At 51.7% G+C, this 15,502-nt stretch carries 13 protein-coding genes and 2 pseudogenes; 9 read left to right on the top strand and 6 right to left on the bottom strand.

Translation table 11 applies throughout. The features are described 5' to 3' along the window. Positions 1-550 precede the first annotated feature (550 nt). Both ACQ29O_RS02315 and ACQ29O_RS02320 read right to left on the bottom strand, forming a co-directional pair. A complete protein-coding gene (locus ACQ29O_RS02315; RefSeq protein ID WP_371045365.1) occupies positions 551-892 on the bottom strand; it encodes a serine acetyltransferase in 342 nt (113 codons plus the stop codon). Then, a pseudogene (locus ACQ29O_RS02320) lies at positions 869-1,094 on the bottom strand (hypothetical protein); the annotation flags it as partial. The pseudogene ACQ29O_RS02320 and the gene ACQ29O_RS02315, both read right to left, overlap by 24 nt. 322 nt (positions 1,095-1,416) lie before the next feature. On the opposite strand from ACQ29O_RS02320, the gene ACQ29O_RS02325 reads away from it, so the two are divergent. Then, the gene (locus ACQ29O_RS02325) at positions 1,417-1,764 is read left to right on the top strand and encodes a Mor transcription activator family protein (RefSeq protein ID WP_000615248.1); all 348 of its coding nucleotides are present in this window, start codon (positions 1,417-1,419) and stop codon (positions 1,762-1,764) included. A gap of 130 nt (positions 1,765-1,894) precedes the next feature. Here ACQ29O_RS02325 and lysC read toward each other — a convergent pair whose 3' ends face one another. After that, entirely contained in the window at positions 1,895-3,244 is a 1,350-nt protein-coding gene (gene lysC, locus ACQ29O_RS02330) for a lysine-sensitive aspartokinase 3 (protein WP_000136398.1), read from the bottom strand. A gap of 387 nt (positions 3,245-3,631) precedes the next feature. On the opposite strand from lysC, the gene pgi reads away from it, so the two are divergent. The 6 genes from pgi (at position 3,632) to psiE (ending at position 10,052) form a co-directional block, all read left to right on the top strand. Continuing rightward, on the top strand, positions 3,632-5,281 hold the full coding sequence (gene pgi / locus ACQ29O_RS02335; protein ID WP_000790043.1) for a glucose-6-phosphate isomerase: 1,650 nt from the start codon (positions 3,632-3,634) through the stop codon (positions 5,279-5,281). 443 nt (positions 5,282-5,724) lie between these two features. Then, entirely contained in the window at positions 5,725-5,967 is a 243-nt protein-coding gene (gene yjbE, locus ACQ29O_RS02340) for an exopolysaccharide production protein YjbE (RefSeq protein WP_001541297.1), read from the top strand. 63 nt (positions 5,968-6,030) lie between these two features. Next, a complete protein-coding gene (locus ACQ29O_RS02345; RefSeq protein WP_000824811.1) occupies positions 6,031-6,669 on the top strand; it encodes a YjbF family lipoprotein in 639 nt (212 codons plus the stop codon). Then, a complete protein-coding gene (locus tag ACQ29O_RS02350) occupies positions 6,666-7,403 on the top strand; it encodes a capsule biosynthesis GfcC family protein (RefSeq protein WP_000977891.1) in 738 nt (245 codons plus the stop codon). The genes ACQ29O_RS02345 and ACQ29O_RS02350 overlap by 4 nt, the downstream gene beginning before the upstream one ends. Beyond that, positions 7,403-9,499: a YjbH domain-containing protein gene (locus ACQ29O_RS02355; protein ID WP_000750805.1), complete on the top strand. Its 2,097-nt coding sequence runs from the start codon at positions 7,403-7,405 to the stop codon at positions 9,497-9,499. Before ACQ29O_RS02350 ends, ACQ29O_RS02355 begins: the two co-directional genes overlap by 1 nt. Before the next feature lie 142 nt (positions 9,500-9,641). Continuing rightward, positions 9,642-10,052 carry a phosphate-starvation-inducible protein PsiE gene (gene psiE, locus ACQ29O_RS02360; RefSeq protein WP_000982751.1) on the top strand — a complete coding sequence of 137 codons (411 nt, stop codon included), beginning with the start codon at positions 9,642-9,644 and terminating at the stop codon, positions 10,050-10,052. Positions 10,053-10,217: 165 nt separating this feature from the next. On the opposite strand, the gene malG is transcribed toward psiE, so the two are convergent. Both malG and malF read right to left on the bottom strand, forming a co-directional pair. Beyond that, positions 10,218-11,102 carry a maltose ABC transporter permease MalG gene (malG, locus tag ACQ29O_RS02365; RefSeq protein ID WP_020937288.1) on the bottom strand — a complete coding sequence of 295 codons (885 nt, stop codon included), beginning with the start codon at positions 11,100-11,102 and terminating at the stop codon, positions 10,218-10,220. Between the two features lie 14 nt (positions 11,103-11,116). Continuing rightward, positions 11,117-12,661 carry a maltose ABC transporter permease MalF gene (malF, locus tag ACQ29O_RS02370; RefSeq protein ID WP_000382570.1) on the bottom strand — a complete coding sequence of 515 codons (1,545 nt, stop codon included), beginning with the start codon at positions 12,659-12,661 and terminating at the stop codon, positions 11,117-11,119. Between the two features lie 42 nt (positions 12,662-12,703). Between malF and ACQ29O_RS02375 the strand changes: the two are divergent. Further along, positions 12,704-12,844: pseudogene (locus ACQ29O_RS02375) on the top strand (hypothetical protein); the annotation flags it as partial. On the opposite strand, the gene malE reads toward ACQ29O_RS02375, so the two are convergent. Then, complete coding sequence (gene malE, locus ACQ29O_RS02380; protein WP_253336251.1) at positions 12,793-13,983, bottom strand: maltose/maltodextrin ABC transporter substrate-binding protein MalE; 1,191 nt, start codon at positions 13,981-13,983, stop codon at positions 12,793-12,795. The pseudogene ACQ29O_RS02375 and the gene malE overlap by 52 nt on opposite strands. A 361-nt stretch (positions 13,984-14,344) precedes the next feature. Between malE and malK the strand changes: the two genes are divergently transcribed. Next, a complete protein-coding gene (malK, locus tag ACQ29O_RS02385) occupies positions 14,345-15,454 on the top strand; it encodes a maltose/maltodextrin ABC transporter ATP-binding protein MalK (protein ID WP_253336249.1) in 1,110 nt (369 codons plus the stop codon). The last annotated feature ends 48 nt before the right edge of the window (positions 15,455-15,502 follow it).

Raw genomic sequence — 15,502 nt, forward strand, 5'->3', positions numbered from 1 at the left:
TTAGCCATGTTCCACTATATTTAATGTGCTTTATATTGCAACAAAATTAGTGTTCATATGGTTATTGAAGTTTAATTACATTCAAGATGTGAATGTAATTAATTTGTTTATAATGTTATTAATATATGTAATGTAAGTTGATAAATGTTTTAATGATTGTTTTGTCTTTTATATTTCCATGGGGAGATATAAAATAAGAGTTGGGATGGGAGTGATCTTATTTCCCCTTTTTGTTTCTGGTGGTTTTTATGTTGCTGAATTGGATTAAACACTTCAGTGTTTAAAGCGCGAGGTCCGCAGTATTTTTATCCATCTTCTCAGGCAACCGGGAGGCAGGTATCCCGGAGTTGGACAGACTGCAGTGATGTTACGAGAACGATGCCCGATAGCGTTTACGCTACCGGGCCTTACTAAACGCTCTATCAGAATAGTGATGTAGACATCAGGTCAGAGAATGAACATAAAAATCATTCACAAAAGAAATGTTTTATTTTTAGTCTATTAACCTGACGAGAAAAGTCTATAAAATATTGCAATCTTAAGATTTAGATTAATCCCATTTTTTGTGATTTATTACTGGGATTACTTCTGATGTTTTTTTTGTAATATATATGCTATTTGCTGGAATGCTCTTATTTACAAATGACATTGCTCCAATAGTAACATTATCACCGATAGTAATAGAGCCTATAATGCAGGTGTTGGCTCCTATATCTACATTATTGCCAATAATAATGAAATCATCTTCTTTTAAACCTTGCTTGTTCCCTACTGTTGTATTTTGCTTAAGCGATAAATTACAACCGATACGAGCCTTTTTCGTGATGACGATCCCCATGTGATGCGGAATATCCAAACCATAGCCGATTACTGCTCCCAGCTCTATATCAATTCCAAATTTGGAATTTAGTTTGCGATTAATCCATAATCCAGTTTTTTTCTGTTTTTTTGAACTATAGATATACATCTCATTTGCCAGACGCCACCAAAATAAAAATTACGTCGGCGATTGTTATTGGCCTGCATAAGTAATCGACATAATGAAAATTCATTCCTGCGAATAATCTCATGCCGCCAGTATTCCCGTAATCCACTTCCTTTTTTAGATATGGAAAATAATAAGCAATGTAAGAGTTTGATTTTTTCTTCCTCCAATGAAGAAAGCTAGCTTGTTAAATAAATGTTATTATCGTAGGAGGTTCACGTATCAATTGGTAAAAATACTATAAGATGGTTTTTTATAATACTTCATTTGCTATGCAAACTGAACATTCTTTTAATTTATAATTAAATGCCGTTGATAGTAAATATTTATATATATTTTGAATGTATTGATGGGTAGTTATTGCACCGTTTTTTACGCTTCCCTTTTTGGTGCCGTCACGGGGAGCATGGTGCTGGATATGGAGATAAAATATGATTCAGAAATCAAAAGAAATGGTTCGGCTTCCGGAGATTATTAACGATCTGGCGTTTCATGCGTCGCAGGTACTTATTGAAAGCATGAATATTGATAGCGCGTCAGCCGAAAATGCCGGTCAGGCAATTGCTGACAGAATGATGCGCAACTGGGGCGGGCAAAGCATTTATTTCCCCAAAGGTATCTCTGGTCGAGCCTCGGAACGGGATTATCAGATTTACAGCGAGTGCGATGGGCGTAATTATGCGGAGCTGGCCAAAAAGTACAATTTGACACTGCAGTGGATCTATAAAATCGTTAAGCGGGTCCACACGGAAAAACAGCACCAGCGGCGTATGCTGTAAGCGATATCGGGTATGGCGTATAGCGACAAGCGCTATACGCCGGGAGCTGCGACAGGCCGGATAAGGCGCTTGCGTCGCCATCCGGCAGCGTATTGCCTGATAGCGCTCACCCGCTGTCGCGTCAGGGCGATTATTCAAATAAGTTCTGATGTAGCTTTTGCACCACTTTCTCGGCATCGTCTCCCGGCACGAGGAAGCACAGATTGTGGCTGGAGGCGCCGTAACAAATCATGCGAATGTTGAACGGTTCCAGGACGCCAAACACTTCTTTACCAACACCGCAGGCTTTTGACAGGTTGTTGCCAATCAGCGCGACCAGCGCCAGTCCTTCTTCGACTTCGACCCGACACAGCGCGGAAAGTTTCATCAATAAGGATTGGGTCAGTAACGTATCGCCCGTGGAGGTGGAGCCGGTAGTATCCAGCGTCAGCGCAACGCTCACCTCCGAAGTGGTAATCAGATCTACCGAAATATTATGCCGCGCCAGAATGCCGAACACCTCTGCCAGGAAACCTCGTGAGTGCAGCATATTCAGGCTGTGCAGCGTCAATAGCGTTTGATTGCGGCGCAGCGCCAGCGCGCGGAACAGCGGCGGGTTTTGGGTTTTATTGCACACCAGCGTACCGCCCGCTTGCGGATCTTTACTGGAGCCAACGAAGACCGGGATATCGCTGCGCACGGCCGGGAGTAAGGTGGCTGGATGCAGTACTTTTGCGCCGAAGGTTGCCATCTCCGCCGCTTCTTCAAAGTCGATTTCATCAATTCGCTGCGCGACGGGCACTACGCGCGGGTCGGTGGTGTAAATACCGGGCACATCTGTCCAGATATCAACTCGCGCGGCATGGAGCGCTTCAGCCAGCAACGCTGCCGTATAGTCGCTGCCGCCGCGGCCTAATGTCGTGGTGCGGCCTTTGCTTTCACTGCCGATAAAGCCCTGAGTAATGACCAACGTTTCGCTCAGGCGCGGGAGCAACTGCTGCGCGGCCAGTTCCGCAAGCGCTGCGACGTCCGGTTCCGCACGACCAAAGCGATCGCTGGTACGCATCACTTTGCGCACGTCGAACCAGTGGGCCTGTACGTCGCGTTCACGCAGGATCTCAACAAATAGCAGGGTAGACATCAGCTCGCCGTGGCTGACCAGTTCATCGGTCAGGGCTGCCGATGTCGCCAGCGATGCCGCCTCCGCCAGAATAGTGATGTTTTCCAGCAGGCGTTCAATCTCTTCGCGAATGACATTCGGATGACGCAGACGATCAAGGATATCGAACTGGATTTTACGGATGGCGTCGAGCGTAGCGAAACGTTCGCCGGGCTCCATCCCTTCGGCCAGCGCCACCAGCAGATTAGTGATGCCGGCAGACGCGGAAAGCACGACTAAACGAACATTGGCGTCGGAAAGTACGATATCCGCGCTACGGTTCATGGCGTCAAAATCAGCGACGCTGGTACCGCCAAATTTGGAAACAACGATCTCTGTCATATCAACCTCGTGTCAGGAAATGAAAAACGCAACCATGGCACAAGGGCAGAACAGAAACCGGTGCAGGCGCAAATGCAAGTAACGTATTTATAAATAAAAGTTGTGGCCTGGACTGTCAACGTTGGGATTATGCGGATTTTTTATGCTGAGTTTAGGCTCAGTAACAGCGCTTATAACCCCGATACCCGTTTGTAGTATGTTGGCTTATCTATGCGCCCGGCGACTCACCCACTTGCCGCCTTTCTGCACCTCGAATTATTTAGGGTATATACTTTTTATCCTCATTCGACAGTGCCTGGGGCAACGGCACTAAAACAATCACACTTTTCTGTGACTGGCGTTACAATCGATCCCAGTCACAATTCTCAAATCAGAAGAGTATTGCTAATGAAAAACATCAATCCAACGCAGACTTCTGCCTGGCAGGCGCTCCAGAAACACTACGATGAAATGAAAGACGTTACGATCGCTGAGCTTTTCGCGAACGATAGCGACCGTTTCGCTAAATTTTCCGCGACGTTTGACGATCTGATGCTGGTGGATTTCTCCAAAAACCGCATCACCGAAGAGACGCTGGCAAAATTACAGGATCTGGCCAAATTACAGGATCTGGCCGGCGCGATTAAATCCATGTTCTCCGGCGAGAAGATCAACCGCACCGAAGACCGCGCCGTGCTGCACGTGGCGCTGCGTAACCGTAGCAATACGCCGATCATTGTGGACGGCAAAGATGTGATGCCGGAAGTGAACGCCGTGCTTGAGAAAATGAAAACTTTCTCGCAAGCGATTATCTCCGGTCAGTGGAAAGGCTACACCGGTAAGGCCATCACCGACGTGGTGAACATCGGTATCGGCGGTTCCGACCTCGGCCCGTTCATGGTGACCGAAGCGCTGCGTCCGTATAAAAATCATCTGACTATGCACTTCGTCTCTAACGTTGATGGCACCCACATCGCTGAAGTGCTGAAAAAAGTGAACCCGGAAACCACGCTGTTCCTGGTCGCTTCTAAAACTTTCACCACCCAGGAAACCATGACCAACGCCCACAGCGCGCGCGACTGGTTCCTGAAAACTGCAGGCGATGAAAAACACGTGGCGAAACACTTTGCTGCGCTCTCCACCAACGCCAAAGCGGTCGGCGAATTTGGTATCGACACGGCCAATATGTTCGAGTTCTGGGACTGGGTCGGCGGTCGTTACTCGCTGTGGTCTGCCATCGGGCTGTCCATTATTCTGTCCGTCGGTTTCGACAACTTTGTCGAGCTGCTTTCCGGCGCGCACGCGATGGACAAGCATTTCTCCACCACTCCGGCGGAGAAAAACCTACCCATTCTGCTGGCGTTGATTGGCATCTGGTACAACAATTTCTTCGGCGCGGAAACCGAAGCCATTCTGCCGTACGACCAGTATATGCACCGTTTCGCCGCCTACTTCCAGCAGGGTAACATGGAATCCAACGGTAAATACGTTGACCGTAACGGCAACGCCGTGGATTACCAGACAGGCCCAATTATCTGGGGCGAACCAGGCACCAACGGTCAGCACGCGTTTTATCAATTGATTCACCAGGGTACTAAAATGGTGCCGTGTGACTTTATCGCCCCGGCTATCACCCATAACCCGCTATCCGATCATCATCAGAAGCTGCTGTCTAACTTCTTCGCGCAGACCGAAGCGCTGGCGTTTGGTAAATCCCGCGAGGTGGTTGAGCAGGAATATCGCGATCAGGGTAAAGATCCGGCGCAGCTCGAACACGTTGTGCCATTCAAAGTGTTTGAAGGCAACCGCCCGACCAACTCTATCCTGCTGCGTGAAATTACACCGTTCAGCCTGGGCGCGCTGATTGCGCTGTATGAGCATAAAATCTTTACGCAGGGCGCCATCCTGAACATCTTTACTTTCGACCAGTGGGGCGTTGAGTTGGGTAAACAGTTGGCTAACCGTATTCTGCCGGAGCTGGGCGATGATAAAGCTATTTCGTCCCATGATAGCTCTACCAACGGTCTGATTAACCGTTATAAAGCCTGGCGCGCCTGATGGCGCTGCGCTTATCCGGTCTACGTAATGCATAGCGTCTGTGGGCCGGATAAGGCGTTTCGCCGCCATCCGGCAAAAAGAGAATAAGATAATAAAAAGGCCGATATTCACATCGGATTTTTTTATAAGATAATTCCGCTTGTCCGTCTTTACCCCCACAATTTTATATTGAGCTTAATCCTAAAATAAGCAATAACCAGAAAATCACTCTGCGTTATTTTCAGATTATACGGATGCCTTTGTGTTTTTATTTAATTCTAACTTATTGATTTAATTTACTTATTAATTAAATAGAGGATGTGTTGTTTCTTTAAAGTTTAATTATCCTAAAACCTCGCTGTTATTTCTCCCGGACATAATCCGCCTGCTTTGGTTGTGTATACTCGGTAGCGCCCGAAATTCTTTTGGGTAAATCTCCATTCATTCAATGAAGGGAAATTATGATGAAAAAAGTACTGTATGGCATTTTTGCCATAACCGCGCTTGCGGCGACATCTGTCTCGGCAGCCCCCGTTCAGGTGGGTGAAGCGGCAGGGTCGGCAGCGACGTCGGTATCGGCGGGAAGCTCCTCCGCTACCAGCGTTAGCACCGTAAGTTCGGCGGTGGGCGTCGCGTTAGCGGCAACCGGCGGCGGCGATGGTTCCAATACCGGGACCACGACCACCACGACCACCAGTACCCAGTAGTATCGGTACGTTTAACCATAACCACACTCCGGTGTGGTTATTTTGCCCCTCTGGAGAAGCGTCGTGAAGCGACTCGCACTTATCCTGATTTGCCTGCTATTACAGGCGTGTTCGGCCACCACTAAAGGCCTGGGCGATTCACTGTGGGACAGTTTGTTCGGTACGCCAGGCGTACAGCTAACGGATGACGATATTCAAAACATGCCGTATGCCAGCCAGTACATGCAGCTTAACGGCAGCCCTCAACTGTTTGTGGTGCTCGCTTTCTCGGAAAACGGGCAGCAGAAATGGGTGACGCAGGATGGCGCGACGATCGTGACGCAGCATGGCCGTCTGGTCAAAACTCTGCTCAGCGGTGACAACCTGATCGATGTGAATAATCTGGCGGCCGACCCGCTGGCGAAACCAGGACAGATTATCGATGGCGCGACCTGGACTCGCACCCTGGGCTGGACCGAACATCGCCAGGTGCGTTACGCCACCGCCCGCTCCGTTTTTACATGGCGAGGGACCGATAGCGTGAACGTCGGCAGTGAAGAGACCGCCGTGCGGGTGTTAGATGAAGAAGTGACGACCGATCAAACGCGCTGGCGTAATCGCTACTGGGTTGATAGTGAAGGCCAAATTCGCCAGACGGAACAGTATCTGGGCGCGAATTACTTTCCGGTGAAAACCACGCTGATTAAGGCGGCAAAATCATGATGAAAAGGATGATAAGCGCGCTGGCACTGGCCTTTATCGCGTCATCCGTCTTTGCCAGCGGCACTGTTACCGTTTTTACCCAAGGTAATAGCGAGCCTAAAACGCTGACAGACGCTGAACGTCTGCTCGATTTAGTCGGACAGCCGCGCCTGGCAACGAGCTGGTGGCCTGCGGCGGTGATAGGCGAAGAACAGGCGACCGTGACGGCGCGTCAGCAGCAGCAGGAACTTCTCGGGCGACTGGCGGCGCTCGGCGCTGAGGAAGATGGCGATGCGGCGGCGGCGATAAACACACTACGCCGACAGATTCAGGCGGTGAAGGTGACGGGCAGACAATTAGTGAACCTTGATCCTGACGTGGTTCGGGTGAGCGAACGAGGTAACCCGCCGCTGCAAGGTCACTACACGCTCTGGGTCGGGCCGCAACCCACGCAGGTGACGCTCTTTGGCTTGATTAGCCAGCCGGGCAGCCAGCCGTTCGTCCCTGGGCGGGACGTCGCCAGTTATCTTGAGGGTCAGCGCTTACTCAGCGGCGCGGATCGTAGCTATGCCTGGGTGGTTTACCCTGATGGACGCAGCCAAAAAGCGCCGGTGGCTTACTGGAATAAACGTCATATCGAGCCAATGCCCGGCAGCATTATTTTTGTCGGTTTTGCCGATTCCCTTTGGCGCGGCACGCCGAAGGCGATAAATGCCGACATTCTTCATACCCTGACGCAGCGGATACCGGAATAATGAAAAAAACACATCTGCTCAGCGTGCTGGCGCTGGGTATTAGCGCGGCCTGCCATGCCGAAACATATCCAGCCCCTGTTGGGCCTTCACAATCTGACTTTGGCGGCGTGGGCCTGCTGCAAACGCCGACAGCGCGTATGGCGCGTGAAGGGGAGATGAGCCTGAACTATCGTGATAACGATCAGTACCGCTACTACTCGGCTTCGGTTCAGCTTTTCCCGTGGCTGGAAACCACGTTGCGCTATACCGATGTCCGTACGAAAAAGTACAGCAGCGTGGAATCATTCTCCGGCGACCAGACTTACAAAGATAAAGCGTTTGATGTGAAACTGCGGTTGTGGGAAGAGAGTTACTGGATGCCGCAGGTGGCGGTTGGCGCGCGCGATATCGGCGGGACGGGGCTGTTTGATGCGGAATATATTGTAGCGAGTAAGGCCTGGGGGCCGTTTGATTTTTCATTAGGTCTCGGCTGGGGCTATCTTGGCACCAGCGGCAATGTGTCTAATCCTTTCTGTTCGTATAGTGATAAATTCTGTTCGCGTGATAACAGTTATAAAGAGGCCGGTTCCGTCGACGGTAGCGATATGTTTCACGGCCCGGCCTCGCTGTTTGGCGGCGTGGAATACCAGACCCCGTGGCAACCGCTACGCCTGAAGCTGGAGTATGAAGGCAATAACTATCAGCAGGATTTTGCGGGTAAACTGGAGCAGAAGAGCAAGTTTAACGTCGGCGCCATTTACCGCGTCACCGATTGGGCCGACGTTAACCTCAGCTACGAGCGCGGCAACACCTTTATGTTTGGCGTTACGCTGCGCACCAATTTCAACGATTTACGTCCCGCGTATCATGACAATTCACGCCCGCAATACCGACCACAGCCGCAGGATGCCATCCTGCAACATTCGGTAGTGGCTAATCAATTAACGTTATTGAAATATAATGCCGGTCTGGCGGACCCGAAAATCCAGGTCAAAGGCGATACGCTATACGTTACCGGTGAACAGGTGAAGTACCGCGACTCCCGTGAAGGGATCGTGCGCGCTAACCGGATCGTCATGAACGATCTGCCGGAGGGGATCCGCACGATCCGCGTGACGGAAAACCGCCTTAATCTGCCGCAGGTCACCACTGAAACCGATGTCGCCAGCCTGAAACGCCATCTGGAAGGCGAACCGCTGGGACATGAAACTCCGCTGGCGCAAAAACGCGTGGAGCCGATCGTGCCAGAGAGTACTGAACAGGGTTGGTATATCGACAAGTCGCGCGTTGATTTTCATCTTGATCCCGTGCTGAATCAGTCGGTAGGCGGCCCGGAAAACTTCTATATGTATCAGTTGGGCGTAATGGGAACCGCGGATCTGTGGGTCACAGATCATCTGCTCACCACGGGCAGCGTGTTTGCCAATATCGCCAACAACTACGACAAATTTAACTACACCAATCCGCCGAAGGACTCGCATCTGCCGCGGGTGCGTACGCATGTCCGTGAGTATGTGCAGAACGATGTTTATGTGAATAACCTACAGGCCAACTACTTCCAGTATTTTGGCAATGGTTTCTATGGGCAGGTCTACGGCGGTTATCTGGAGACCATGTTTGGCGGTGCCGGGGCGGAAGTCCTGTATCGCCCGGTAGACAGCAATTGGGCGTTTGGTCTGGATGCCAACTACGTGAAACAGCGTGACTGGCGTAGCGCGCAGGATATGATGAAGTTTACCGATTACAGCGTGAAGACCGGACATTTGACCGCATACTGGACGCCGTCGTTCGCCCAGGATGTGCTGGTGAAAGCCAGCGTTGGTCAGTATCTGGCGGGCGATAAAGGCGGTACGCTGGAGATCGCCAAACGCTTCGATAGCGGCGTCGTTGTCGGCGGTTACGCGACGATTACCGATGCGTCGCCGGATGAATATGGGGAAGGGGATTTTACCAAAGGCGTATATGTTTCCGTACCGCTGGATCTCTTCTCGTCCGGCCCAACCCGAAGTCGTGCGGCAATTGGCTGGACGCCGCTGACGCGTGACGGTGGTCAACAGCTTGGCCGTAAGTTTGGCCTGTATGATATGACCAGTGACAGGAGCGTAAATTTCCGTTAATACTCAGGCCGGATAAGGCGTTCACGGCGCTATCCGGCAAATTACCTTATTGAACAAAATATAAACACAAATAAAAAATATAGATGCCCGTCACATTTGTGCGTTATACAGAAACCTCGCCGCAGAGAAAGAGGGGGCTGTTATGATGCCATTATCGCGCTCACGTCTTGAGTTTATCGCCACGATTTTACAAAACGTACTAAATTTGGGGCTGCTTACCCTCGGTCTGATCCTGGTCGTTTTTCTCGGTAAAGAGACGGTTCATCTGGCGGATGCATTATTCGTGCCTGAGCAAGCCAGCAAATATGAACTGGTGGAAGGGCTGGTGATCTACTTTCTTTATTTCGAATTTATTGCGCTGATTGTGAAGTACTTTAAGTCTGGCCTTCACTTTCCGCTGCGCTATTTCGTGTACATTGGGATCACGGCGATTGTGCGCCTGATCATTGTCGATCATAAAACGCCAATGGATGTATTACTCTATCCGGCGGCGATCCTCCTGTTGGTTATCACGTTGTGGTTATGTAATTCGAACCGACTACGGCGAGAATAGGCGTCGCCACACCGTAACGGACGTATGGCGTGGCAATAAATCAGCTGCTGTCTATAACGCATAAAAAAAGCGCTCCGAAGAGCGCCAAAATACGACCATAAGTGGGGATAACATAACTTGAGGGCAGTGGCATTACCCGTTGCCGGGCAGGTACTTCGATAAAACTTAACCTTTCACACCCCCAGCCGTCAGGCCGTTGACCAGCCAACGTTGCGCCAACAGGAACACCAGGGTGATAGGAATAGCTGAAAGGACGGCGGCGGCGGCAAAGTCGCCCCACAAATAGTTTTGCGGGTTGAGATATTGCTGCATACCCACGGCCAGCGTATAGCTGTCCACATCGCGCAGTAACAACGAGGCGACCGGAACTTCGGTAATCGCTGCGATGAACGACAGAATAAACACCACCGCCAGAATCGGTACGGAAAGCGGCAGCAGCACCAGGCGAAACGCCTGCCACGGGGTTGCGCCATCCAGCGCGGCGGCCTCTTCCAGCGAACTGTCGATAGTTTCGAAGTAGCCTTTAATCGTCCAGACATGCAGCGCGATGCCGCCAAGATAGGCGAAGATCACGCCGCCATGCGTATTCAGACCGATAAATGGAATGTATTGTCCCAGGCGATCAAATAACGCATACAGCGCTACCAGAGACAAAACCGCCGGAAACATCTGGAAAATCAGCATCCCTTTGAGCAGTGTTGCTTTACCTGGAAAACGCATTCGTGCGAAAGCGTAGGCGCAGGTGGTGGAGAGCGCCACGATGCCGATGGCGGTAATACCGGCGATTTTCACCGAGTTCCACAGCAGGACCGGGAAGGGAGGCGGCGTTACCCGACCATCCGCATGTTCCACGCTGAAACCCAGCGCCAGCCGCCAGTGTTCCCAGGAGATTTTATCCGGGATCAGGCTTCCGGTGGCGAGGTTCCCTTCACGTAGCGAGATAGCGATGACCATCAGCAGCGGGAACATAATCGCTGCGATGAAAATCAGCAGCCCCAGGTGCGTGATGAGGAGACGCAGTTTCTGAGATTTGGGTTGGACCATAGCCATTGTTATTATCTCCCTTAATCAAACTTCATACGCGTGGCTTTCAGGTTCACTATTGCCAGCGCGCCTACCAGCAGGAAGATCAGCGTGGCAATGGCCGCCGCCAGACCGAAGTCCTGACCGCCGCCGCCTTCAAAGGCGATACGGTAGGTGTAGCTGACGAGCAAATCGGTATAACCGGCAGGCGTGGTGGTGCCGAGACGGTCTGGCCCGCCGTTGGTCAATAACTGAATCAGGACAAAGTTATTAAAGTTAAAGGCGAAGCTGGCGATCATCAGCGGCGTTAGCGGCTTAATCAGCAGCGGTAAGGTGATCTTAAAGAAATTCTGAAATGGACCGGCGCCGTCCATTGCGGAGGCTTCGTACAGGTCATCCGGAATCGCTTTCAGCAGTCCCATGCACAGGATCATCATGTAGGGATAGCCCAGCCAGGTATTCACGATAATCACCATTGCCCGCGCGGTGTTGGGGTCGCTGAACCAGGCAGGTTTAATGCCAAACAGCGCGCTCAGCATCATATTGATTTCGCCAAAGCTTTGGTTGAATAACCCTTTGAAAATCAAAATTGAAATAAACGACGGTACGGCGTAGGGCAGAATCAGCAGGACGCGGTAGATAGCTTTACCTTTCAGCGCTTCCCACTGTACGAGGCAGGCCAATACCATCCCAACCGCCACAGTTAACACCACAGTGAGGACCGAAAAGACCACGGTCCAGACGAAGATAGCGAAAAAAGGCTTCTGGATCCCTTCGTCGGTAAAGACGCGCGTAAAGTTTTTCGCGCCGATAGTAACGGTATAACCAGGACTGAGTTTTTCATCACCCCAGCTTCCGTCGGCGTTGATCGACTGATAATAACCGCTATCGTTATTTGGCCGGTATTTTACGCCGCTCTGGTTATTGGTAAGCAGGCCGTCATCAGCCAGTGTGTACAGCGGACGGGTACCGGAAAACTGACGCAGCGAGCTCATAATCACTTTACTTTCATCCGGCAGGACGGCGGTTATCTGGTTCAACGCCAGACGGTTCTGGGTGATTATCCGCAGATTGGCGCGTTCGCCGCCCGGCAGGGCATCGGTCTCTTTCAGCTGTAATTTTTGTTCGCCGCCGAAGGAAAATGCGTCAGACAGGTAATGTTTGCCCGTTTCTCCGTCGGTGAGGGCCAGTTGCCACTCGTCGCCGCTCGGGTAAAGACCGAAGTTATAGGTTTTTCCTGCCTGATAAGAACGGTCCATCAGCACTTGCTGGGCGCGTTCAAAGGTGAGCTGGTTGGTGCTGCTGTAGTTAGTAAAGGCGATAGCGATGGTGCACACCAGCGGGAATAGCACAAACAGCCCCATGCCGGCGAGGCCAGGGTAAACGTAGCGCCAGGCATAGGTTTTACGATTTGCGAAAATATACAGGCCAGCAGAGCTTAAAATCAGCGTCATGATGGCGAACAGATACTCCCCTTGTACGTACATTAAAACTACAAGGTAACCCACCAGCAGGCCCAGCAGACCAATTACTGACCATTTAAGCTGGTCGCTTTGCCACCAGTGTTTCTTTTTAATGACATCCATGGGGGTTTTCCTCTACAGCGTTGAAACTTCCTGGCCGGAGATGTGCCTGATGGCGCTGCGCTTATCAGGCCTACGGTGTGTTGTAGGCCTGATAAGGCATTTATGCCGCCATCCGGCACAGGCTCGCGGCATTACTTAGTGATACGGCTTTGTGCATCTTTCAGCGCGGCATCCACGGTTTGACGGCCGCTGGCGGCGTTGATCACAGCCGTACGTACCGCATACCAGAAGGCGGACATTTGCGGAATATTCGGCATGATCTCGCCTTTCTGGGCGTTATCCATGGTGGCGGCGATACGGGGGTCTTTCGCTAACTGCTCCTGGAAAGATTTCAGCGCCACGGCGCCCAGCGGTTTATCTTTGTTCACCGCTTCCAGACCCTGATCGGTCAGCAGGTAGTTTTCGAGGAACTCTTTCGCCAGCTCTTTATTCGGGCTGGCAGCGTTAATCCCCGCGCTCAGCACGCCGACGAACGGTTTCGAGGGTTTACCTTTGAAGGTCGGCAGCAGGGTGACACCGTAGTTGACTTTGCTCTTGTCGATGTTCGACCATGCCCACGGACCGTTGATGGTCATTGCCGTTTCGCCTTTATTGAAGGCCGCTTCGGCGATGGAGTAATCGGTATCGGCGCTCATATTTTTGTTCTTGATCATATCGATCAGGAAAGTCAGGCCCGCTTTCGCGCCGGCGTTGTCGATACCAACGTCTTTCACGTCATACTTGCCGTTTTCAAATTTGAACGCGTAACCGCCGTCAGCGGCGATCAAAGGCCAGGTGAAATACGGCTCTTGCAGGTTGAACATTATCGCCGACTTCCCTTTCGCTTTTAGCTCTTTATCCAGCGCCGGGATCTTTTCCCAGGTTTTCGGCGGGTTCGGGACGAGGTCTTTGTTATAAATCAGGGAGAGGGCTTCAACGGCGATGGGGTAGGCGATCAGCTTGCCGTTATAACGTACCGCATCCCAGGTGAACGGATAGAGTTTGTCCTGAAACGCTTTATCCGGAGTGACCTCCGCCAGCAGACCAGACTGCGCGTAGCCGCCAAAACGGTCGTGCGCCCAGAAGATAATGTCAGGACCGTCGCCGGTGGCTGCCACCTGCGGGAATTTCTCTTCCAGCTTATCCGGGTGCTCAACGGCCACTTTAATGCCGGTGTCTTGCTCAAATTTTTTACCGACCTCGGCCAGACCGTTATAACCCTTGTCGCCGTTGATCCAGATAACCAGTTTACCTTCTTCAATTTTGGCGAGAGCCGGGGCGGAAATCATCATCGTCGTAAGTGCGGATAATGCGAGGATGCCTACGCCAGTTTTAATCTTCATATCTCCCATCCTTTTTGGTGATGTACACAGAGGTGGTTTAACGGTCTCTAGTTTCTTTATACGACAACCTCTTTCCATCCTCCCCGCCCCTACGCCCCACCCCGACTTTATGTGATCTGTGTTGCATAAATGTGAGTAATGCGTGCTGGCGCACACAAAAACACGCCGATTTTTGCGGGCGGCATCACGAAATTCCTTTTCTGTCCGCGCCCGTGGTCTCAGGTGTTGTGTCCTCATCCTCCCGCCTCCTCCCCCATAAAAAAGCCGGGGGGTGGAGGATTTACCCCAGTCAGGGATCGCGCATAGTCAGGCCATCATGAATGTTGCTGTCAATGACAGGTTGTAACGAAGGGAGAAGGGCATGGCGAGCGTACAGCTACGAAATGTAACGAAAGCCTGGGGTGACGTGGTGGTATCGAAAGATATTAACCTCGATATCCATGACGGGGAGTTCGTGGTGTTTGTGGGACCGTCAGGCTGTGGTAAATCGACCTTGCTGCGTATGATCGCCGGGCTTGAAACCATCACCAGTGGCGACCTGTTTATCGGGGAAACCCGTATGAATGATATTCCGCCTGCCGAGCGCGGCGTGGGCATGGTATTCCAGTCTTATGCGCTCTATCCCCATCTCTCCGTTGCAGAAAACATGTCTTTCGGCCTCAAGCTGGCGGGCGCCAAAAAAGAGGTAATGAATCAACGCGTCAATCAGGTGGCGGAAGTACTGCAACTGGCGCATCTGCTGGAACGTAAGCCAAAAGCGCTTTCCGGCGGTCAGAGTCAGCGCGTAGCGATTGGCCGCACGCTGGTGGCGGAGCAGCGTGTGTTTTTGCTGGATGAACCGCTCTCTAACCTGGATGCCGCGCTACGCGTGCAGATGCGCATTGAAATTTCTCGCCTGCATAAACGTCTGGGCCGCACGATGATTTACGTCACCCACGATCAGGTCGAGGCGATGACGCTGGCCGACAAAATCGTGGTGCTGGACGCCGGTCGCGTCGCGCAGGTCGGTAAGCCGCTGGAGCTGTACCACTATCCGGCGGACCGTTTTGTCGCGGGCTTCATCGGCTCGCCGAAGATGAACTTCCTGCCGGTGAAAGTGACCGCCACCGCGATTGAACAAGTCCAGGTCGAACTGCCGAATCGCCAGCAAATCTGGCTGCCGGTCGAAAGTCGCGGCGTGCAGGTCGGCGCCAATATGTCTTTAGGTATTCGGCCGGAACACCTGCTGCCGAGCGATATCGCCGATGTCACCCTGGAAGGCGAAGTCCAGGTGGTCGAGCAGTTAGGGCACGAAACACAAATTCATATCCAGATCCCCGCCATCCGTCAAAACCTGGTTTATCGCCAGAATGACGTGGTGTTGGTAGAAGAGGGCGCCACATTCGCTATCGGCCTGCCGCCAGAGCGCTGTCATCTGTTCCGCGAGGATGGCAGCGCATGTCGTCGTCTGCATCAAGAGCCGGGTGTTTAAGGCCTCCATAAAAAAACGAAACGCAAAACCATTCGCAGTTTTAGAAGG

Source organism: Salmonella sp. GDC200615 (genome assembly GCF_050574145.1).
GTDB classification, from domain to species: domain Bacteria; phylum Pseudomonadota; class Gammaproteobacteria; order Enterobacterales; family Enterobacteriaceae; genus Salmonella; species Salmonella enterica.

Coding starts and splice junctions, on each gene's coding strand:
- ACQ29O_RS02355 (WP_000750805.1), top strand. CDS start 7,403: ATGAAAAAAACACATCTGCTCAGCGTGCTGGCGCTGGGTATTAGCGCG.
- ACQ29O_RS02325 (WP_000615248.1), top strand. CDS start 1,417: ATGATTCAGAAATCAAAAGAAATGGTTCGGCTTCCGGAGATTATTAAC.
- psiE (WP_000982751.1), top strand. CDS start 9,642: ATGATGCCATTATCGCGCTCACGTCTTGAGTTTATCGCCACGATTTTA.
- malE (WP_253336251.1), bottom strand. CDS start 13,983: ATGAAGATTAAAACTGGCGTAGGCATCCTCGCATTATCCGCACTTACG.
- malG (WP_020937288.1), bottom strand. CDS start 11,102: ATGGCTATGGTCCAACCCAAATCTCAGAAACTGCGTCTCCTCATCACG.
- ACQ29O_RS02350 (WP_000977891.1), top strand. CDS start 6,666: ATGATGAAAAGGATGATAAGCGCGCTGGCACTGGCCTTTATCGCGTCA.
- yjbE (WP_001541297.1), top strand. CDS start 5,725: ATGAAAAAAGTACTGTATGGCATTTTTGCCATAACCGCGCTTGCGGCG.
- lysC (WP_000136398.1), bottom strand. CDS start 3,244: ATGACAGAGATCGTTGTTTCCAAATTTGGCGGTACCAGCGTCGCTGAT.
- malK (WP_253336249.1), top strand. CDS start 14,345: ATGGCGAGCGTACAGCTACGAAATGTAACGAAAGCCTGGGGTGACGTG.
- pgi (WP_000790043.1), top strand. CDS start 3,632: ATGAAAAACATCAATCCAACGCAGACTTCTGCCTGGCAGGCGCTCCAG.
- malF (WP_000382570.1), bottom strand. CDS start 12,661: ATGGATGTCATTAAAAAGAAACACTGGTGGCAAAGCGACCAGCTTAAA.